Consider the following 18,706-nt stretch of genomic DNA (forward strand, 5'->3'; position numbering starts at 1 on the left):
AAGGGGCCTACTCGGCGACGGTGATCGTGATCCGCTCGCTCGTCACCGGCTCGGCATGGGCCACGTGGCCCGCGTCGCCCAGCACCAGCTGCAGCGTGTGCTCGCCCGGGGGCAGGTCCAGCGTCACCTCGGTCTGGCCGCCCCCGAAATGCCGGTGGTTGTCGTCGTTGAGGATGGCGAAGTCGGCCTCGTCCGCCTCCCCCTCGCCGAAGGCCGGGCGGTCGATCAGCAGGTGGTGGTGGCCGGTGTTCTCGATCTCGGCGCCGGCCGGGGCCACGCCCATGCCGCGCAGGCCGAAGTTGATGGTGACCGGGCTCCGGACGGTCGCGCCGTCCTCCAGCCCGACGAAGTAGACCGCGGTCCCCTCGGCGGCGGCGGTGCGGTGGCCATCGGCGGCGGCGGGGGTCGCGAGCGCGAGGGTCGCGGCGAGCAAGGCATAGCGGATCATGTGGCAGTCCTCCCTAGGGGAGCAGGCTAGGTCACGCCCCCGGCCCGGCAATCCGTCCGCCGGTCAAGACATCGCGAGCCGGCGGCATCCGTCCGCGGGTCAGTAGGTCGTGCGCGCCGCCCGCCGCTCCTCCGCCTCCAGATGCGGCACCGTGTTGAAGCCCGACAGCATCGCGGCGTCGCCGCGCACCTCGAAGCGGTGCACGGAGGTGTTGAGGATCGGAACCAGCACGTGCGCCATCCGCGCGGGGTCGAGGCCCAGCACCCGGCGCAGCGCCATCCCGATCACGCCGCCCGACGTCACCACCAGCACCCGCCGCCCCTCGGTCGCGGCCTCGGCCAAGGCCGTGCCCACGCGCCCCTCGAAGGAGGTCCAGTCCTCGCGGCCCCGGATCTCGGCGGCGTGCCACGCCTCCATCACCTCGACCACGTGGCCCGCGAACTCGCCCGGCCCGGGGAACGGCACGCCCTTTGCCTCGGCCAGCGCGTGGCCGAGGTCGAAGTAGTCCAGCTCGTCCCACCGCGGGTCGACCTCGGCCTCCACCCCCATCCCCGCCGCCGTCTCGGCGTGGCGGCGGAGCGAGCCGCGGTGGACCGCGTCGAACGGCCCCTCGTTCGCCCGCAGCCAGTCGCCCAGCCATTCCGCCTGCCGATGGCCTAGTTCGGACAGCCGGTCGTACTCCGCCTCCGAGGTGGCGGAGGAATTGGCCTGCCCATGGCGCACGAGGACGATCTCTCCCATGCGCGCCTCTTCCCCGCACGCGCGCGGGATGACAAGGCGGAGCGATGGACCTCCGCATCCTCTTCGTCCTCCTGACCATCACCATCGAGGCGATGGGCATCGGCCTGATCCTCCCGGTCATGCCCGCGCTCCTGGAGGAGGTGCGGGGCACCGACCTGTCCGGCGCGGCCCTCTGGGGCGGGGTGCTGGCCTCGTCCTACGCGGTGATGCAGTTCCTCTTCGCGCCCGCCGTCGGCAACCTGTCGGACCGCTTCGGGCGCCGCCCGGTGCTGCTCGGCTCGCTCCTCGTGATCGCGGTCGACCACGTGATCCTCGCTTTGGCCTCGACCTTCTGGCTGCTGCTCGTGGGCCGCATCGTGGCGGGCATCGCCGCCGCGACCATGTCCACGGCCACCGCGCTCATGGCCGACATCTCCAAGCCCGAGGAGAAGGCCCAGAACTTCGGCCTCGTCTCGGCGGCCTTCGGCATCGGCTTCGTGCTCGGCCCCGCCATCGGGGGCCTGCTCGCCGATCTCGGCACCCGCGCGCCGTTCTGGGCGGCGGCGATCCTCGCCTCGCTCAACCTCGCCTTCGGCCTCTTCGTGCTGCCCGAGACGCTGCGCCGCGCCCGCCCGCTCGAATGGCGCCGCGTGAACCCGTTCGGGGCGTTCCGCGCGATCGGGGCGCTGCCGGGCCTCGGCCTCCTGATGGCGGTGTGGTTCTTCTACCAGGTGGCGAACTGGGTCTACCCGGCGGTCTGGGCCTACTTCACCCAAGCCGCCTTCGGGTGGGACGCGTTCATGGTGGGCGCCTCGCTCGCGGTCTACGGCGTGTCGATGGTCGTGGTGCAGGGCGGGCTCATCCGCCTCGTGATCCCCCGGCTGGGCGAGCGCCGAACGCTCGCCATCGGGATGCCCTACAACGCGGCCATCCTCGCCGCCGTGGTCGCCGTCGCCGCCACCGGGAACGGCTGGCTCATGCTCGCCCTCACGCCGCTCTCCGCGCTCGGCGCCCTCGTCGCCCCGGCCCTCCAAGGCATCGCCTCGCGCATCGCCGACGACGACCAGCAGGGCGAGCTGCAAGGCGTGCTGGCCTCCATCACCGCCGTCGCCGCCGCCATCTCGCCCCTGATCATGACGCAGGCCTTCGGCTGGGCCACCACCGGCGGGCGCGACTTCGCGGGCGCCCCCTTCGTCGTGGCGACGGCGCTGATGGCGGTCGCGTGGGCCCTGCTCGCCCGCGAGGCTAGAGCGCGGCCCACAGCCCCGAGAGCCCCGACGCCGCGATGACCCCGTAGGCCACGCCCCGCCACAGCCGCTCCCGGCCCGGGTCGAACAGCCGCCCCCCGACCCACGCCGCGCCCCCGTAGGGCAGCACCAGCGCGAGGCCGAGCAGCACCGCCTCCAAGGTCAGCATCCCGCGCGCGCCCAGCGCCAGCATCATCAGCACGTCGATCCCCACGAGGTAGAGCAGCACGTTCGCCCGCGTCACCGCCGCCGCCTGCATCGAGGCCACCTGCGCGAGGATCACCGGCGGCCCCGCCAGCCCCGTCAGCCCCCCGAGGAAGCCCCCCAAGCCGCCGGACCCGGCGAGGATCGGCGCGGTGAGCGTCCCGCGATACCGCCACCCGGACGCCAGCAGCGCCGCCAATCCTAACGCCACCGCCGACACCACGAGGAGGAACGGACGCTCCGGCAGCCGCCCGAGCAGCGCCAGCCCGGCCCATACGGTGACCGCGGCGGCCCCCAAGGTGACGCCCACGTCCCGCAGCCGCCCGTCCCGCAGCGCCCGCGGCACCAAGGGCAGCGGTCCGAGCAGGTCCATCGCCGTCAGCGTCACCACCACCCAGACCGGCGGCAGCACCTGCGCCGCCAAGGGCACGTAGACCAGCGCCGTCCCGAACCCCGAGAAGCCGCGCACCAGCCCCGCCACCACCGCGGCGCAGGCGAGCCAGGTCAGGTCCGGGACGGGGAGCGGCAGCCAGTCCATGCGCCTGCCTGCGCCGCGCGCGCCGACCGCGCAACCCGCGCCCTTCGATGGTCCGGAAATACTCCGGGGGTCCGGGGGCGGCGCCCCCGGCGGCCCGCCGTCAGGCGTCCACGTCCGCGAACTGCGTGCCCGCGTCGGGGCTCTTGGGGTCGCGGTCCACGCCCAGCATCAGAACCACGTTCTTCGCCACGTAGACCGACGAGTAGGTGCCCACGATCACGCCCCAGAAGATGGCGAAGACGAAGCCCCGGATCACGTCGCCCCCCAGCACGAGCAGCGCGATCAGCGCCAGCAGCGTCGTCCCGGAGGTCATCAGCGTCCGCGCCAGCGTCTCGTTGACGGACCGGTTCATCACCTCGATCAGCGGCGTCTTCTTGAACTTGATCAGGTTCTCCCGCAGCCGGTCGAAGATCACCACCGTGTCGTTGATCGAGTAGCCCAGCACCGTCAGCAGCGCCGCGATGGTGGCGAGGTCGAAGCGGATCTGCAGCAGGCTGAAGATGCCGATCGTCAGGATCACGTCGTGCACGAGGGCCGCCACCGCGCCCACCGCGAACTGCCACTCGAAGCGCAGCCAGATGTAGACCAGCATCGCCGCGATGGCCGCCCCCAGCGCGACCAGCGCCGTGGTGACCAACTCGCCCGACACCTTCGGCCCGACCGACTCCACGCTCGGGAAGGTGATCGACGGGTCCACGCCCTGCAGCGCCGCCTCGATGGACGCGACCGTGTCCGAGGTCACCGCCTCGGCCCCGTCCTGCGCCTGCACCCGGATCTGGGCGACGTTCTGGTCGGGCGCGAAGGTCGGGTCGAACACCTCCGAGATCACCACGTCGCCCAAGGCCAGCGGCTCCAGCGCCGCGCGGTAGGCGCCCACGTCCACGGCCGCCGCGCTCTCGGTGCGGATCGTCGTCCCCCCGAGGAAGTCGATCCCGAAGTTGAGCCCGACCGTCAGCCACAGCACCAGCGACGCGATCACCGCGACGATCGACGCCCCGAAGGTCGCGTTCCGGAAGCGGAAGAAGTCGAAGTTCGTCTCTTGGGGGACCAAGCGCAGGCGCATGTCAGACCTCGATCGTCTTGGGGCGGCGGCGCTCGAACCACATCACCACGAGCAGGCGGGTGACGAAGATCGCCGTGAAGGCCGAGGTAAGGATGCCGACCCCCAGCGTGATGGCGAAGCCCCGCACCGGGCCGGAGCCCAGCGCGAACAGGATCACCGCGATGATGAAGGTCGTCACGTTGGCGTCCACGATGGCCGACAGCGCCTTCTCGTAGCCCAGCTCGATGGCCCGCGCCGGGCCCTTCGCGGTACGCAGTTCCTCGCGGATGCGCTCGAAGACCAGCACGTTGGCGTCCACCGCCATGCCGATGGTCAGCACGATCCCCGCGATCCCCGGCAGGGTCAGCGTGCCGCCGATCAGCGATAGCAGCCCGAAGATCAGCGCCACGTTGAGGCCCAGCGCCACCGTCGCGAATGCCCCGAACAGGCCGTAGGACAGCACCATGAACACGACCACGGCGCCCATGGCGACCAGCGCGGCCACCTGCCCCGCGTCGATGCTGTCCTGCCCCAGTTCCGGCCCGATGGTCCGCTCCTCGAGGAAGGTCAGCTCGGCCGGCAGCGCGCCCGCCCGCAGCGTGATCCCGAGGACGTTGGCCTCCTCGACGGTGAAGTTGCCCGTGATCTGGCCCGACCCGCCGGTGATCGGCTCGTTGATGACGGGGTCGGTGACCACTTCGCCGTCGAGGACCACGGCGAAGGGCTGGCCCACGTTGGCACTCGTGAACGCCCCGAACAGCCGCGCGCCCGCCGGGTTGAACCGGAAGGTCACGGCGGGCCGCCCGTTCTGGTCGAAGGCCGACTGCGCGTCCGTCAGGTCGTCGCCGGTGACGACGGGCGTGCGCTCGAGGATGCGCAGCTCGCCCTGCCGCGACGGGTCCGCCACGGGCACCAGCAGCTGGTCCGCCGACACCCGCGCCTCCGGGTCGCCGGTCGAGCCGATCACCTCGTGGAAGGTCAGCCGCGCGGTCGAGCCGATCAGGTCCTTCAGCTCCTGCGCCGAGCCGATGCCCGGCACCTGCACGAGGATGCGGTCCGCGCCCTGCCGCTGGATCGTCGGCTCGCGGGTGCCCGCCTCGTCCACGCGGCGCCGGATCACCTCCAGCGACTGCTGCATGGTCTGCTCGTCCACGCGGGCGCGCTCGGCGTCCGACAGGGTGAGGGTGAGCAGGTCGCCCGCCCCCGAGACCTCGATGTCCGTCGAGCCCACGCCCGAGAGCGTCTGGATCGGCTGGGCGAGCCCGCGCACCGCCTCCACGGCGGCGGCCATGCCCTCCGGCTGGCTGATGCGGACCACCAGCGCGTCGCCCGCGCTCTCCTGCCGCCGGATCGTCCCCGCCTCGGCGCGCACCCCGCGCAGCGCGTCGCGCACCTCGGGCCAGTAGGCGTCCACGCGGGCGGCATACACGTCGGCGAGGTTCACCTCCGCCAGGAGATGCGCGCCCCCGCGCAGGTCGAGCCCGAGGTTGACCAGACCCGAGGGCAGGAAGCCGGGCCACAACCCCGCGTCCGCCGCGTCCTCGGGCGTCGTCACGCCCGCCTCGATCGCGGCCTCGGCGTCGTTGAACCGCTCGACCCGATCGTAGAACAGGTTCGGCACCGCGAGCAGGATCCCCGCGAGGCAGACGAGCGTGATCAGGACCCGCTTCCAGCCCTCGATCTGCAGCATGTCAGTCCGCCGCCGGCTCGGTCTTGGACAGCACCTGCCCGATGGTCGAGCGGACGACGCGCACCTTCACGCCCTCGGCCAGCTCCACCTCGACCTCGTTGTCGTCCTTCACCTTGACGACCTTGCCGATCAGCCCCCCGGCGGTGACCACCTGGTCCCCGCGCCGCAGCGCCTCGACCATCGCGCGGTGCTCCTTCACCTTCTTCTGCTGCGGGCGGATCAGCAGGAAGTACATGATCGCGAAGATCAGGATCAGCGGGATGAACGATCCGAACGCGCCGGCGGCCCCGGCGGCGTCTTGGGCGTAGGCGGGCGTGGCGAAGAGCATCGGTGTCCCCTTGTTGGTTTGGGGGCACATGGCCGCGCCCCGCCCGGGGCGCAAGGGTAGCGCGGCGGTTTGGCCGGGGGATGTGGCGGCGGCGCGGCCCGCCGCGCGTCGCTCCGCCCTTCCCCCCCACGCGCGCCTCCGGCATACGGCCCGCGCGACGCACCCGGAGGCCCCCCATGCACGACATCCGCACGATCCGCGACGATCCCGCCGCCTTCGACGCGGCCCTGTCCCGCCGAGGCCTGCCGCCCGAGGCGGATGCCCTCGTGGCCCTCGACGCCGCCCGCCGCGACGCCATCACCCGTGCCGAGGCCGCGCTGCAGGAGCGCAACGCCGCCTCCAAGCAGGTCGGCGCCGCCAAGGCGTCGGGCGACGAGGCCGAATTCGAGCGCCTGCGCGCGCTGGTCGCGGCCAAGAAGGACGAGATCGCGAGCCTGGAGGAGGAGGCCCGCGCCAAGGAGGCCGCCCTGCGCGACCGCCTGATGGAGCTGCCCAACACCCCCGACGCCGACGTTCCCGACGGCGCGGACGAGGCGGACAACGTCGAACTCCGCCGTTGGGGCACCCCGCGCGACCTCGACTTCACGCCGAAGGAGCACTTCGAGATCGAAGGCGTCCTCCCGGGCATGGACTTCGAGACCGCCGCCAAGCTGTCGGGCAGCCGCTTCGTGATGCTGCGCGGCGCCGTCGCCCGCCTCCACCGCGCGCTCGCGCAATGGATGCTCGACGTCCACACCACCGAGAACGGCCTGACCGAGCACACGAGCCCCGTGCTCGTCCGCGAGGACGCCATGTACGGCGTGGGCCAGCTGCCCAAGTTCACCGAGGACAGCTACCGCACCCGCGAGGGGATGTGGCTCATCCCCACCTCCGAGGTCACGCTCACCTACTCGGTCGCGAACGACACCTTGGCCGATGCCGACCTCCCCCGCCGCATGGCCGCCCACACGCTCTGCTTCCGCTCCGAGGCGGGCAGCGCGGGCCGCGACACGGCGGGCATGCTCCGCCAGCACCAGTTCGAGAAGGTCGAGATGGTCTCCGTCACCCATCCCGACCACTCCCGCGCCGAGCTGGAGCGCATGACCGCCTGCGCCGAGGGCATCCTGCAGCGCCTGAATCTCCCCTACCGCACGGTCGTGCTCTGCACCGGCGACATGGGCTTCGGCGCGCGCCGCACCCACGACATCGAGGTCTGGCTGCCGGGACAGGGCACCTACCGCGAGATCAGCTCCTGCTCCACCACCGGCGACTTCCAAGCCCGCCGCATGAACGCCCGCTTCAAGCCCGCGGACGGCGGCAAGCCGCGCTTCGTCCACACGCTCAACGGCTCCGGCCTCGCTGTGGGCCGCTGCCTCATCGCGGTCTTGGAGAACGGCCAGCAGGCGGACGGCTCCGTGACCTTGCCCGAGGTTCTCGCCCCCTACATGGCGGGCGCGCGCGCCATCACGGCGCAGGGCGCGCTGGCCTGAGGCCGCGTCCCTTGGCGGGGGTCAGGGGTGCGTCTACCTCTGGATACTCGTGACTCCGGGCAGGAGGACGCCATGACGGACCGGACGATGGAGATGGAGGAGGCGCATCGCATCCGCCCGCTCGAACTCGACCGGATCATCGCCGAGACGGGCAAGATCAACGCGGAGACGCTCAAGCTCGTCGCGGAGCAGCAGAAGCTCCGGTTCGAGGGCGCGAACCCGGACCGGGCGCGGCTGCTCGCGCCCTTCGCGGCAGCGGCCGCCGTGATCGACGCATCCGTGGCCGCCACCATCCTCATGCTCCGCTTGTTCGGCGCCCTCTGATCCTTGCGCGCCCCGGCCCGCTCGCCTATCTGACGCCCCGAGGGGTTGGTGCGGGCAGGCGCTCCGCCAACCTGGTCAGGGCCGGAAGGCAGCAGCCACAACGGAACCCGCTTGGGTCGTTGCTGACCCCTCACCAACGAAGCCCGCGCGCAGGCGCGGGCTTCGTCGTTCCAACCGGCGCAACCGGAGCGGCAGGGCATTCGCGCAGCGAATGTCCCGAGAGCGACGCCCCAGCGGCCCCCACCCTCGATCGACCGCCCCGCGCCCCTCGCGCGCGCCCGCCGCAGGGGCTCCGGCGCACCGCGATCACCCTCCCCTCCCCCCCGTCGATCTGCTAGGACGCCGCGAACCGCCGGCTGCCCGTCGCCGGAGCGGAGGAGCCCGCGCATGGCCGAGAAAGCCACCGTCTTCGTCACCAAGGCCAACGAGAACGCCCCCGCCTTCGCGATCCGGGCGGACACGGACGAGCAGGTGTTCATCCCGCACGCCACCGCCGAGGCGGCGGAGCTGGAGGTGGGTGACGAGCTGCTCTGCGTGATGAAGCCCAACGACCAGCCCGAGCGCGCGCCGTGGTTCGCGGTGGCCATCCGGCGCGTGGGGGAATGAGGGGCCTCCGTTGACCGGCGTGGGGGCGGCAAGCGTCTGGGTGACGAAAACGCCGCAGGACGGGAACTCGATCTACGGCTTCACCTGCGCGCAGTCCGAGGAGGACGAGAAAACCGGGGAGCTGAACTTCATCGCGCTGATCCGGGCTTCGCAGGCCGGCGAGGAGATTGCCGCCGACCGCTTCCCGGACGAGATGTGGATCCGCAAGTCTTCCAACGAGCGCAAGAAGCTCAGGCATATCTTCATGGCGAACGGGCTCTTCGCCGTCTCGGGGGCCTTCGCCGAGATCATGTCCCGCCACGACATGGGGCCGAACACGCTCCACCCCGTCCGCCTGCTGAAGAAGAACCGCCGCACCGCCTACGAGGGGGAGTACCTCCTCCTGAACCTCTGCGCCAAGAAGGAGGGCTTCGACCCCGAGCGGTCGCGGAACTTCCAAAGCAGCCGTCATCCGCTCGCCAAGGGTCGGATCAGCGGCATCTTCGGCCATGACGACTTCGCGGTCTCGTCCGCCGTGCTCGACGGGCCGGACCTGTGGATGGACCCGACGCTGTTCTCGTCCCACTTCGTCAAGGGCGCCTTCGCCGAGGAGTTGATCGCGGCGAGGATGTTCCACCGCACCCTGCCCGAGCGCGAGCCCCTCGCCCGCTGCCGGGTGATCGGGCCGGACGGGGCCGAACTCGCCGCCGGACGACGCGCATCCGTTGGACGGACCCACCCCTCGGGCCTCTAATCCCCGCCATCCCCATCGCCGTCCCCGTCCGCCGCGTCCCACTCCGGCGTCGGGTCCTCCGCCGACCACGCCTCCTTGCCGTCCAAGTCGATCCACACCCAGACCTCCGCGCCGTCCCGGCGGTCGCGGTGCAGCGAGCGCCGCCGGCGCAGGCGGGGCCATTCGATCCACAGGGCCAGCGCCCCGAACGTCGGGAAGAGGAGGGCCACCCCCCGTTCCCACGGCTCCGCCGCCGCGTCGGCCCATACGGCCCACGCCATCGCCGAGGCGAGGGCGGTCCAGAGGAGGAGGAGGACCAGGCGTCCCATGCCGTCGTCGTCGCAGGGGAATGGGGCGGGAGTGCGGTCTCCCGCAGCCCCCCGACCCCGACGCCGCTCCGCACCCCTCGATCCACGGAAGCGATGGGCGGACGCCTGCCCCCGTCCGACGGACGCATGCACGGGGGCGCATGGGGCAGCCCCTCGCCGGCACGGCACACCAAATCGGCTCAAGCGGCTGGGGCGCGTGGAATTCGCGCGCCTGCCCCCGCGTGGACCTTTCGTCCGGAACCACCCGCCGCGCCGTCCGTTCGCCCCCCATGCGCGACCCCCAAGGCACCGCCAACACCGACGACAAGAACGAGCTGGCCAAGGACCGCACCGACTGGGCCGAGGACCGCACCCTGCTCGCCAACGAGCGGACCTTCGCGGGCTGGATGCGCACCGGCATGGCCGCCGTGGCGCTGGCACTGGGCTTGCGCGCGATCTTCGGCGAGGCCGAGCCTGTCTGGCTCCCCAAGACGGTGGCGACGCTCTTCCTCGCGATCGCCATCGTCATCTTTTGGTCGGCCCGCATCCAAGCGGGCAAGGCCCAGCGCCGCCTCGACGACCACCATGCAGAGGCGCAGCCGGTCCACCTCTTCACCCTCATGGCCTCGGTCTTCAGCTTCGCCGCCGTCGCCGTGGGCTACGTGCTCTGGACCCTCTGAGCCGGGTGGCCCCGCGCGCCCCGACCCCCTAGATCGGAGGGGAGACGGGGGACGCGCATGACACACGACTACAAGGTATTGGCCCGCAAGTATCGGCCGGAGACCTTCGCCGACCTGATCGGGCAGGAGGCGATGGTCCGCACCCTGCGCCGCGCCTTCGAGACGGGCCGCATCGCGCAGGCCTTCATCCTCACGGGCATCCGCGGCACCGGCAAGACGACCACGGCGCGCATCGTCGCGAAGGGCCTGAACTGCATCGGGAAGGACGGGAACGGCGGCCCCACGGTCGAGCCCTGCGGCGTCTGCGAGCCCTGCGTCGCCATCGCCGAGGGGCGCCACGTCGACGTGCAGGAGATGGACGCCGCCTCAAACACCGGCGTGGACGACGTGCGCGAGATCATCGAGGGCGTCCGCTACAGGGCGGCCAGCGCGCGCTATAAGGTCTACATCGTGGACGAGGTGCACATGCTGTCCACCTCGGCCTTCAACGCGCTACTCAAGACGCTGGAGGAGCCGCCGGAGCACGTGAAGTTCATCTTCGCCACCACCGAGATCCGGAAGGTGCCGGTCACCGTCCTGTCGCGCTGCCAGCGCTTCGACCTGCGCCGGATCGAGCCGGAGGTGATGATGGCGCACCTGTCGTCCATCGCCGCCAAGGAGGACGCCACGGTGGACGACGCGGCCACGGCGCTCATCGCGCGGGCCGCCGAGGGCAGCGTGCGCGACGCGCTGTCGATCCTCGACCAAGCCATCGCCATGTCGGGCGGGACGGTCGAGGCGGACGCGGTGCGCGACATGCTGGGGCTGGCGGACCGGGCGCGGGTGCTGGACCTGTTCGAGGCGATCATGCGCGGGCAGGCGGCGGAGGCGCTGGAGGAGCTGGGGCGCCAGTACTCCGACGGGGCCGACCCGCTGGCCGTGCTGCGCGACCTCGCCGAAATCACGCACTGGGTCAGCGTGTTGCAGGTCACCCCCGACGCCGCCGACGACCCCACCGTGGCGCCGGAGGAGCGGGCGCGGGGGCAGGCCTTCGCGCAAGGACTGCCCAAGCGGTCGCTGGCGCGGGCGTGGCAGATGCTGCTCAAGGCCTTGGAGGAGGTGGCGCAGGCGCCGACCCCGATGATGGCCGCCGAGATGGCGGTGATCCGGCTGACCCACGTCGCCGACCTGCCCTCGCCCGACGACCTGATCCGCAAGCTGCGCGACGCGCCCGCGCCCACCGCCGCGGCGCCCGCCCCGACGCCCGCGCCCTCCGGCGGCGGGGTGCGCGCGGTGGCGGGCGGCGGCGTGGTCTCGGCGCAGGGCGAGGCGCAGCAACAGGCGCTGGCCCGGTTCGGGACGTGGGCGAGCGTGATGGAGCTGATCCGTGCGAACCGTGACATCCCGCTCCTGACGGCGGTCGAGCAGGGCGTCCGGCTCGCGGCCTACGCGCCCGGCCGGATCGAGTTCGAGCTGGCCCCCGGCGCGGCGGAGGATCTGCCTTCGCGACTGCAGCAGAGGCTCCAGACATGGACGGGGGCGCGCTGGGGCGTGTCGGTCGTGTCCGGCGGCGGCGCGCCCACGGTGGCCGAGGTGGCCTCGGCGGAGAGGGACGCGGTGGCGGCGGAGGCGATGGAGCACCCTCTGACGCAGGCGGTGATGCAGGCGTTCCCGGGCGCCAAGGTCGTGGAGGTCCGCGCCCGCGCCGCGGAGGAGGCGCAGGCCGCCCTCGACGCCTTGGAGGAGGCCGAGGAGGTCGACCCCTTCGAGGAGGACTGACGGCGCGGCGGAGCGGTCCGCCGCGCCCCCGCCTCACTTGTCGTCGTCGTCCTCGTCCGCCCCTTCGGGCAGGTTGAAGAAGCTGTCCGCGTCGCGGCCCGCCAGCGACGGCTCCTTCTCGTCCTCGTCGTCGCCCCCGGTCAGGGAGAACGTCTCCAGCCCGGCCATGGCGGCGGGGATGCGCGGCTCGGTGTCCATGCCGAGGGACTGCTCGGTCGAGACGAGCTTGCGGCGCTCGTCGTCCGACATCGCGCCGCCCTCCTTGGCGGCCTTCGCGGCGGCCTTCTGCACGGCGGCGTCCAGCTCGGACTGCTTGCACAGGCCCAAGGCGACGGGATCGACCGGCTCGAGGTTCTGGATGTTCCAGTGCGTGCGCTCGCGGATCGACTGGATCGTGGGCTTGGTGGTGCCGACCAGCTTGGAGATCTGCGCGTCGGCCAGCTCGGGGTGGAACTTCACCAGCCACAGGATCGCCGCCGGGCGGTCCTGCCGCTTGGACAGGGGCGTGTAGCGTGGGCCGCGGCGCTTCTCCTCGCCCACGGCGGCGGCGTTGAACTTCAGCTTCAGCTTGTGGAGCGGGTCCTTCTCGGCCGCCTCGATCTCCTCCCGGGTCAGCTGGTTGTTGGCGACCGGGTCGAAGCCGCGCACCCCCACGGCCACGTCGCCGTCCGCGATGCCCTGCACCTCCAGCTCGTGCAGGCCGCAGAAGTCGCCCACCTGCTTGAAGGTCAGCGTGGTGTTGTCGACCAGCCAGACGGCGGTGGCCTTGGCGTGAAGCGGCTTGTTCATGGCGGGGCCTCCTGGGCGTCGGGCAAATCTCTCTCATGCGCCGTCTCCGGCGGCAGGCGGGGCCTGCGGGTTCTCGCTGTCGGGGAACTTGGGTGGCATATAGGCCCACGACGACCGGAGGGGAAGCCATGAGACGAGTGCTGGGCCTTATCGCGCTGCTGGCCGCGCCCGCCTTCGCCGAGGGCGAGGCGGCGGGAGAGTTCGACTACTACGTGCTCGCGCTCTCGTGGACGCCGACGTGGTGCGCGTTGGAGGGGGACGCGCGCCGCTCGCCCGACTGCGCCGACGGGGCCGACCGGACGTGGACGCTGCACGGCCTCTGGCCGCAGGGGGAGGTCGGCTGGCCGTCCTACTGCCGCACCCCCCACCGCGAGGCGACGCGCGGCGAGACGGGCGCGATGGCCGACGTGATGGGCTCGTCTGGGCTGGCGTGGCACCAGTGGAAGAAGCACGGGCGCTGCTCGGGGCTGACGGCGGCGGACTACTTCGCCCTGACGCGCCTCGCGTGGGACCGCGTGGAGAGGCCCGAGGCGCTAGAGGCGCTCGACCGCCCCGTCACCCTGCCCGCCCGCGTGGTCGAGGAGGCGTTCCTGCAGGCCAACCCGCGGCTCTCGGCGGACGGGGTGACCGTGACCTGCCGCGACCGGCGCATCCAAGAGGTGCGGGTCTGCCTGACGCGCGACCTGGAGCCGCGGGACTGCGGGCGCGACGTGGTCCGCGACTGCGCGATGCGCGACGCGCTGCTCGACCCGGCGCGCTAGGCCTCCAGCCGCTCGCCGATCCGCGCGGCCCAGTCGTCGACGGGGCCGGGCCGCCCGTGGAGGTAGCCCTGCTGCAGCACGATGCCCGCCGCCCGGATGCGGTCGCGCTCGTCCTCGGCCTCGATGCCCTCGGCGATCACGTCGAAGGAGAGGTCCTCGCTGAGCCCCACGAGCGCCTTGAGGATCCCCACGTCCCGGCCCGCGCCGATCCCCTGCACGAAGCGGCGGTCGAGCTTCACGAAGTCCACCGGGTAGGTCTGGAGCCGCTCGAGGTTCGACAGCCCCGTGCCGAAGTCGTCCAGCGCGAAGCGCACCCCCCGCTCGCGCAGCGCGTCGATCAGGCGCGCGGTCCGGTCGGGGTGGGAGATCGTCGCGCCCTCGGTGATCTCGAACACGATCCGGTCGGGGGCCAAGGCGCCGAGGAGGTCGTCCATCCACGCGGCATCCGTGGCCGAGCGGTCGAGGAACTGGGACGACAGGTTGAACGCGCAGAACAGCCCCGCGTCGGTGAAGGGGCGCGCGGTCGCGCCGGCCCGGTCCATCGGGGGCGTGCCGCCGTCGGCGTAGCTCCGGGTGATCTGCGTGAGGAACGTCTCCGGCAGGCCGATCGAGCCGTCCGCCCGGAGCCAGCGCGACAGCGCCTCGACGCCGATCATCCGCCCGGTCTCGACGTTCCAGATCGGCTGCACGTGGTAGGCGAACTCGCCGCCCGTCATGGCGGAGCGGACCGTCGCGGCGTCGGGCAGGTCGGCCTCGGAGAGCGGGCGGTGCCCGTCGCGCAGCGAGGGCTGCGGGGCGAGGGCGGCGGCGGGGCGCGGGCCGCCGGCCCCCTCCGCGCGACGCCCGAAGCGCATGCCGACGCCGAACGCCGCGAGCGCCACGACGATGCCCACCACCACCTCGACCATGATCCGTTCCCTTCCTCCGGGACCGGCGCGCGCGACCTAGAGCGGGCGACGCGACGACAGGGCCGCCCTCAGCGTCCCGTCGTCGAGATAGTCCAACTCTCCGCCCATCGGGACGCCCTGCGCCAGTCCGCTGACCGCAACCCCTAGATCGGCCAGTTCGCCGGCAAGGTAATGGGCGGTCGTCTGCCCGTCCACAGTCGCATTGAGCGCAAGGATGACCTCGGTGACCCCCTCCGCCGCGATCCGGTCGCGCAGCCGCGGCAGGCCGAGATCCTCGGGGCCGACGTCGTCCAGCGGCGACAGCGTCCCGCCCAGCACGTGGTACCGGCCTTGGAACACCTGCGCCTTCTCCATGGCCCAGAGATCGCCCACGTCCTCGACCACGCAGATCTGCCCGTTCGCGCGCTTGTTGCTGTCGCAGATCGAGCAGACGTCGGACGTGGAGAGGTTGCCGCAGTTGAGGCAGGTCCGCACGTCGCGCGCGACCTGTCCCATCATCTGCGCGAGGGGCCGCATCTGCGCGTCCCGCTTGGTCAGCAGGTGCAGCACGGCGCGGCGCGCCGAGCGCGGCCCGAGGCCCGGCAGACGGGCCATGAGGTCGATCAGCGCCTCGATGTCACGGGTGGTGTCCATGCCCTGATATATGGGGCCGGACGTCCCCGACCCCAAGGTCTGGGGGGCGCCGAATCGCCCTCAGAAAGGCAGCTTCATCCCCGCCGGCAGGCCCAGCCCCTCGGTCACCTCGGCCATCTTCGCTTGGGCCGTTTCTGAGGCCTTCGCCTGCGCGTCCTTGATCGCGGCGAGGATGAGGTCCTCGACCATCTCCTTTTCGGACGGGTCGAAGATCGAGGGGTCGATGTCGAGGGCGGTCAGCTCGCCCTTGGCGGTGGCGGTCGCCTTCACGAGGCCCGCGCCGGATTCGCCCGTCACCATCGTCGAGCCGAGGCTCTCCTGGACCTCGGCCATGCGGGCCTGCATCTCCTGGGCCTTCTTCATCATCCCGGCCATGTCGCCGAGCCCGCCGAGGCCACCAAGTCCCTTGAGCATGTCGCGTCTCCCGTGAGGTCGGGATGCAGGTAGGGCGGCGGGGGGGCGGGGGGCAACCCCGCCTCGCGCCGGGAGCGGGCGGCGCGTCAGTCGCGCGCGCCGTTCGCGCCGATGAACCACGCGTCCTTGTCGACCTCGCGGCTCACCTCGGTCAGCAGGTCCTCGACGTCCGGGTCGCCCGCCTCGTCGGCGGCCTCGATCCCCTCGCGGATCAGCTTGCCGTGGTGCTTGAACCGCTTCACCAGCTCGTCGATGTGGGCCTGCAGGTCCGTGAGCTCCTGCGGATAGGGCTCCAAGGTCGAGTTCTGCGCGGCCGCCTGCAGCGTGCCCTTGGCGTGGCCGCCCATGATCGCGATGCGCTCGGCCATGAGGTCGGAATGCTCGCGGAGGCGGTCGGCCACCTCGTCCAGCAACTCGTGCACGCCGATGTAGCCGCGGCCCCGCAGGTTCCAGTGCGCCTGCTTCACCGCGAGGGTGAGGTCGGTCGAGTCGGCGAGGCGGGCGTTGAGCAGGTCGCACATCTGCTGCTGCGTCTGCTCGTCTAGGCCGGATACGAAGCTCTCGGGCATGGGGGTCTCCTTCGGTGTCGTGCCGGGGGCAACGTCGCGGAAGCGATTCGGGTTTCGCGCCGCGTCAGCCACCGCGGCAGCCCTCGATCTCCACGGCCCCGCTGCCGCCGATCACGGTGATGCGGACGCGGCGCCGGTCCACCGCGATCCCCCTGTCGCCGCCCATCACCTCCGACGTCGCCACGAGCGCCCCGCCCTCGCGGCGCACCTCGGCGTCCGTGACCCAGAGCGACGGGTCGTCCAGCTCGAACACCACCGTCTCGGGCCCGCCGAGGGGCGGCAGGTCGAGGCGCCCGGTCAGCGCGATCCCCGCCTCGGTGGGGCGCAGCGTGCAGGTCGCGCGGGCGCGCGACGGGCGGGGACGATCGGCCAGCGCGGCGCGGATCTCCGGATCGGGCGCGCCGCCCTTCGGTAGGCGTCCCGACACGTCCAGCCGCACCGGTACGCAGATCTCGGCGCAGACCCCGAGGTCCAGACGGCCCCGCAGGTCGACGTCCCGCGCCGACCGTCCGACGCGGATCACCAAGGGGAGTACGAAGTCCTCCGTGTAGCCGAGCGACATCGCGCCTTGGGAGCGGAACACCGACGGCGTCGGCCAGCGGGCCTCCACCGCGGCGGCGTTGCGGGAGCGGCGCCAGTCCATGCGCGGCGCGATCCCGAGCTCGCCCGCGCGCCGCCAGTAGGTCTTCCACCCCGGCTTCAGCCGCACCCGGAGGCCCGCGACGTGGGTGCCGCGGCTCTCGCGCCAGCCGGGCATCACCTCGATGGAGATCAGCCCCGACGGATCGGAGACGGGCTGCGCGGACGCGGGCGGCGACAGGACGAGGCAGAGGAACAGGAGGAGGGCACGCATCCGGCCGCGATACCGGCTCGGGGCACGGGGGGGAACTCACGATGACGGCACGTCGCGAGACCCGCCCCGCAGGCCGCCGCAGGCGCGATCCCGCCCGTCATCCAAAAACGACGATTGAATGTCAGGTTAAGTTGACATATGGTGCAGTCATGGATTTCACCTACGGACACCAAAGACTTACGGGCCGCCTCCTGATCGCCATGCCCGGTGTGCAGGACGTCGCCTTCCGGAGGTCCGTCGTCATGATCTGCGCGCACAGCCCGCATGGCGCGATGGGCCTCGTGGTCAACCGGCCCGCGCCGGACATGACGCTCCGGCGCCTCCTCCTCGAGCTCGGGCGCCGCTCCGACCGGACGCCGTTCGGCCACCGGGTCCATGCCGGCGGCCCCGTCCAGGTGGAGCGGGCCTTCGTGCTGCACGGACCCGACCACGATGAGGGGGCGGAGACGCTCAAGGTGTCTGACGACTTCTACATGACCTCCTCGCGCAGCATCCTGAGCGAGGTGGCCGAGGGGCGCGGCCCCGTCGATCCGCTGATCGCGATGGGGTATTCCGGGTGGGGGCCGCAGCAGCTCGAGGACGAGCTGGCGCGCAACGTCTGGTTCGTCGCCGACGCCACCCCCGGCGTGGTCCTCGGCGGGTCGGACGCCGCCAAGTGGGAAGGCGCGCTGGCACAGGCCGGGATCGGCGCGGCCCAGCTCTCCGGGGTGGCGGGCCACGCCTAGCCGCGCGGCGCGGCGGCCCGGCGCAGCCGATCGTTGACCGCGCGTCCCAACCCTTCCTCCGGGACCGGCGCGACGTCGATCCGCGACAGCCCCCGCGCGGTCGCGATGTCGTCCGCCGCGCGCAGCGCCGCGAACAGCCGCGCCGCCGCCTCCACCGGATCGCCCGCCTCCGACAACAGGACGTCCGCCTGCGCCGTGCCGTATCCGACGAAGACCGCGTCCGGCGCCCGGACCGCCACACCCAAGCGGACGGCGGCCTTCGGGGCGTAGTGGCTTCCCATCTGGCCGGGGGCCGCGACGCGACCGGGCGTGGTGTCGCGCTCGAGGGGGTGGCCGAGCGCCGCTTCCACCTCCTCCGCCGCCAGCCCCCCCTCGCGCAGGAGCGTGGGCGGATGGACCCGAAGGATGGTCGATTCGATCCCCACGGCACAGGGCCCGCCATCCAGCACCGCGTCGATCCGGTCGCCGAGCCCGTCGAGCACGTGCGCCGCGGTGGTGGGCGAGACCCGGCCGGACGGGTTGGCTGACGGCGCGGCGAGGGGCACCCCGACCGCGCGGATCACGTCGCGGGCGATCCCGTCGGGGCACCGCACGGCGACGGTGGGCAGGCCGGCGGTCACGGCCTGCGCGAGGCCCCGGCGCGCGGGCAGCACGAGGGTCAGGGGGCCGGGCCAGAAGCGATCCATCAGACCGCGCGCGACCGCGTCGACCTCGGCGACCTCGGCGACCTCGGCCGCCATGGCAGCGTCCGCGACGTGGACGATCAGCGGGTTGAAGGACGGGCGCCCCTTGGCGGCGTAGATGCGGGCCACGGCGTCCGGGTCGTCCGCGCGGGCGGCGAGGCCGTAGACCGTCTCGGTGGGCAACGCGACGAGGCCGCCGCCCCGCAGCACGCGCGCCGCCTCTGCGACGCCGTCCGGGTCCGCGGCGAGCCGCCGCGCCCGCCCGTGACGTGGTGTCCGAGTTGTCACGCCTGCGCC

The 18,706-nt window shown here is 72.6% G+C and carries 23 protein-coding genes and 1 other RNA gene; 10 read left to right on the forward strand and 14 right to left on the reverse strand.

The annotated features are described in order from the left end of the window. Positions 1–7: 7 nt before the first annotated feature. Together JQC91_RS01510 and JQC91_RS01515 are read right to left on the reverse strand one after the other, a co-directional pair. Positions 8–448, reverse strand: a complete 441-nt coding sequence (locus JQC91_RS01510) for a DUF4399 domain-containing protein (protein WP_203285002.1) — start codon at positions 446–448, stop codon at positions 8–10. 99 nt (positions 449–547) lie between these two features. Then, entirely contained in the window at positions 548–1,189 is a 642-nt protein-coding gene (locus tag JQC91_RS01515; RefSeq protein WP_203285003.1) for a histidine phosphatase family protein, read from the reverse strand. A 44-nt stretch (positions 1,190–1,233) separates the two neighbouring features. On the opposite strand from JQC91_RS01515, the gene JQC91_RS01520 reads away from it, so the two are divergent. Next, the gene (locus tag JQC91_RS01520; RefSeq protein WP_203285004.1) at positions 1,234–2,457 is read left to right on the forward strand and encodes a TCR/Tet family MFS transporter; all 1,224 of its coding nucleotides are present in this window, start codon (positions 1,234–1,236) and stop codon (positions 2,455–2,457) included. Here the strand turns inward: JQC91_RS01520 and JQC91_RS01525 are convergent. The 4 genes from JQC91_RS01525 to yajC form a co-directional block, all read right to left on the reverse strand. Beyond that, positions 2,414–3,157, reverse strand: coding sequence for a TSUP family transporter (locus JQC91_RS01525; RefSeq protein ID WP_203285005.1), 744 nt, complete (start codon positions 3,155–3,157; stop codon positions 2,414–2,416). The two genes, JQC91_RS01520 and JQC91_RS01525, sit on opposite strands and share 44 nt — an antisense overlap. Positions 3,158–3,257: 100 nt before the next feature. Continuing rightward, a complete protein-coding gene (gene secF, locus JQC91_RS01530; protein ID WP_203285006.1) occupies positions 3,258–4,220 on the reverse strand; it encodes a protein translocase subunit SecF in 963 nt (320 codons plus the stop codon). Position 4,221: 1 nt separating this feature from the next. After that, positions 4,222–5,889: a protein translocase subunit SecD gene (secD, locus tag JQC91_RS01535; protein WP_203285007.1), complete on the reverse strand. Its 1,668-nt coding sequence runs from the start codon at positions 5,887–5,889 to the stop codon at positions 4,222–4,224. A gap of 1 nt (position 5,890) precedes the next feature. Then, the gene (gene yajC / locus JQC91_RS01540; protein WP_203285008.1) at positions 5,891–6,217 is read right to left on the reverse strand and encodes a preprotein translocase subunit YajC; all 327 of its coding nucleotides are present in this window, start codon (positions 6,215–6,217) and stop codon (positions 5,891–5,893) included. A 176-nt stretch (positions 6,218–6,393) separates the two neighbouring features. Here yajC and serS point away from each other — a divergent pair, with 176 nt between their 5' ends. From serS to JQC91_RS01565, 5 genes are all read left to right on the forward strand, one after another. Then, entirely contained in the window at positions 6,394–7,686 is a 1,293-nt protein-coding gene (serS, locus tag JQC91_RS01545; protein ID WP_203285009.1) for a serine--tRNA ligase, read from the forward strand. Positions 7,687–7,758: 72 nt separating this feature from the next. After that, positions 7,759–8,010 carry a hypothetical protein gene (locus tag JQC91_RS01550; protein ID WP_203285010.1) on the forward strand — a complete coding sequence of 84 codons (252 nt, stop codon included), beginning with the start codon at positions 7,759–7,761 and terminating at the stop codon, positions 8,008–8,010. A 38-nt stretch (positions 8,011–8,048) separates the two neighbouring features. Continuing rightward, an RNA gene (gene ffs, locus JQC91_RS01555) (signal recognition particle sRNA small type) lies at positions 8,049–8,146 on the forward strand. Positions 8,147–8,397: 251 nt separating this feature from the next. Beyond that, the gene (locus tag JQC91_RS01560; RefSeq protein WP_203285011.1) at positions 8,398–8,616 is read left to right on the forward strand and encodes a hypothetical protein; all 219 of its coding nucleotides are present in this window, start codon (positions 8,398–8,400) and stop codon (positions 8,614–8,616) included. Positions 8,617–8,656: 40 nt separating this feature from the next. Beyond that, positions 8,657–9,349, forward strand: a complete 693-nt coding sequence (locus JQC91_RS01565; protein WP_203285012.1) for a hypothetical protein — start codon at positions 8,657–8,659, stop codon at positions 9,347–9,349. Here JQC91_RS01565 and JQC91_RS01570 read toward each other — a convergent pair. Next, positions 9,346–9,657, reverse strand: coding sequence for a hypothetical protein (locus tag JQC91_RS01570; protein WP_203285013.1), 312 nt, complete (start codon positions 9,655–9,657; stop codon positions 9,346–9,348). The genes JQC91_RS01565 and JQC91_RS01570 overlap by 4 nt on opposite strands. A 269-nt stretch (positions 9,658–9,926) precedes the next feature. Here JQC91_RS01570 and JQC91_RS01575 point away from each other — a divergent pair, with 269 nt between their 5' ends. Both JQC91_RS01575 and JQC91_RS01580 read left to right on the forward strand, forming a co-directional pair. Next, complete coding sequence (locus tag JQC91_RS01575; RefSeq protein ID WP_203285014.1) at positions 9,927–10,316, forward strand: DUF202 domain-containing protein; 390 nt, start codon at positions 9,927–9,929, stop codon at positions 10,314–10,316. A 57-nt stretch (positions 10,317–10,373) separates the two neighbouring features. Then, positions 10,374–12,074, forward strand: a complete 1,701-nt coding sequence (locus JQC91_RS01580; RefSeq protein ID WP_203285015.1) for a DNA polymerase III subunit gamma/tau — start codon at positions 10,374–10,376, stop codon at positions 12,072–12,074. Positions 12,075–12,107: 33 nt separating this feature from the next. Here the strand turns inward: JQC91_RS01580 and JQC91_RS01585 are convergent, their stop codons facing one another. Then, a complete protein-coding gene (locus JQC91_RS01585; RefSeq protein ID WP_203285016.1) occupies positions 12,108–12,863 on the reverse strand; it encodes a DUF1013 domain-containing protein in 756 nt (251 codons plus the stop codon). A gap of 128 nt (positions 12,864–12,991) precedes the next feature. On the opposite strand from JQC91_RS01585, the gene JQC91_RS01590 reads away from it, so the two are divergent. Further along, on the forward strand, positions 12,992–13,624 hold the full coding sequence (locus JQC91_RS01590) for a ribonuclease T2 (RefSeq protein ID WP_203285017.1): 633 nt from the start codon (positions 12,992–12,994) through the stop codon (positions 13,622–13,624). Here the strand turns inward: JQC91_RS01590 and JQC91_RS01595 are convergent. The 5 genes from JQC91_RS01595 to JQC91_RS01615 form a co-directional block, all read right to left on the reverse strand. Beyond that, positions 13,621–14,532, reverse strand: coding sequence for an EAL domain-containing protein (locus JQC91_RS01595; RefSeq protein WP_203285018.1), 912 nt, complete (start codon positions 14,530–14,532; stop codon positions 13,621–13,623). The two genes, JQC91_RS01590 and JQC91_RS01595, sit on opposite strands and share 4 nt — an antisense overlap. A 36-nt stretch (positions 14,533–14,568) precedes the next feature. Continuing rightward, positions 14,569–15,165 carry a recombination mediator RecR gene (gene recR, locus JQC91_RS01600; RefSeq protein ID WP_203285019.1) on the reverse strand — a complete coding sequence of 199 codons (597 nt, stop codon included), beginning with the start codon at positions 15,163–15,165 and terminating at the stop codon, positions 14,569–14,571. 60 nt (positions 15,166–15,225) lie between these two features. Continuing rightward, positions 15,226–15,579: a YbaB/EbfC family nucleoid-associated protein gene (locus JQC91_RS01605; protein ID WP_203285020.1), complete on the reverse strand. Its 354-nt coding sequence runs from the start codon at positions 15,577–15,579 to the stop codon at positions 15,226–15,228. 86 nt (positions 15,580–15,665) lie between these two features. After that, positions 15,666–16,148 carry a DNA starvation/stationary phase protection protein Dps gene (dps, locus tag JQC91_RS01610; protein WP_203285021.1) on the reverse strand — a complete coding sequence of 161 codons (483 nt, stop codon included), beginning with the start codon at positions 16,146–16,148 and terminating at the stop codon, positions 15,666–15,668. 64 nt (positions 16,149–16,212) lie between these two features. Next, entirely contained in the window at positions 16,213–17,001 is a 789-nt protein-coding gene (locus JQC91_RS01615; RefSeq protein ID WP_203285022.1) for a protein-disulfide reductase DsbD domain-containing protein, read from the reverse strand. Between the two features lie 149 nt (positions 17,002–17,150). On the opposite strand from JQC91_RS01615, the gene JQC91_RS01620 reads away from it, so the two are divergent. Next, a complete protein-coding gene (locus JQC91_RS01620) occupies positions 17,151–17,726 on the forward strand; it encodes a YqgE/AlgH family protein (protein ID WP_203285023.1) in 576 nt (191 codons plus the stop codon). Here the strand turns inward: JQC91_RS01620 and JQC91_RS01625 are convergent. After that, positions 17,723–18,697 carry an L-threonylcarbamoyladenylate synthase gene (locus tag JQC91_RS01625; protein WP_343069884.1) on the reverse strand — a complete coding sequence of 325 codons (975 nt, stop codon included), beginning with the start codon at positions 18,695–18,697 and terminating at the stop codon, positions 17,723–17,725. The genes JQC91_RS01620 and JQC91_RS01625 overlap by 4 nt on opposite strands. Between the last annotated feature and the right edge of the window lie 9 nt (positions 18,698–18,706).

The organism is Jannaschia sp. Os4, assembly GCF_016820245.1.
Lineage (GTDB): Bacteria > Pseudomonadota > Alphaproteobacteria > Rhodobacterales > Rhodobacteraceae > Jannaschia.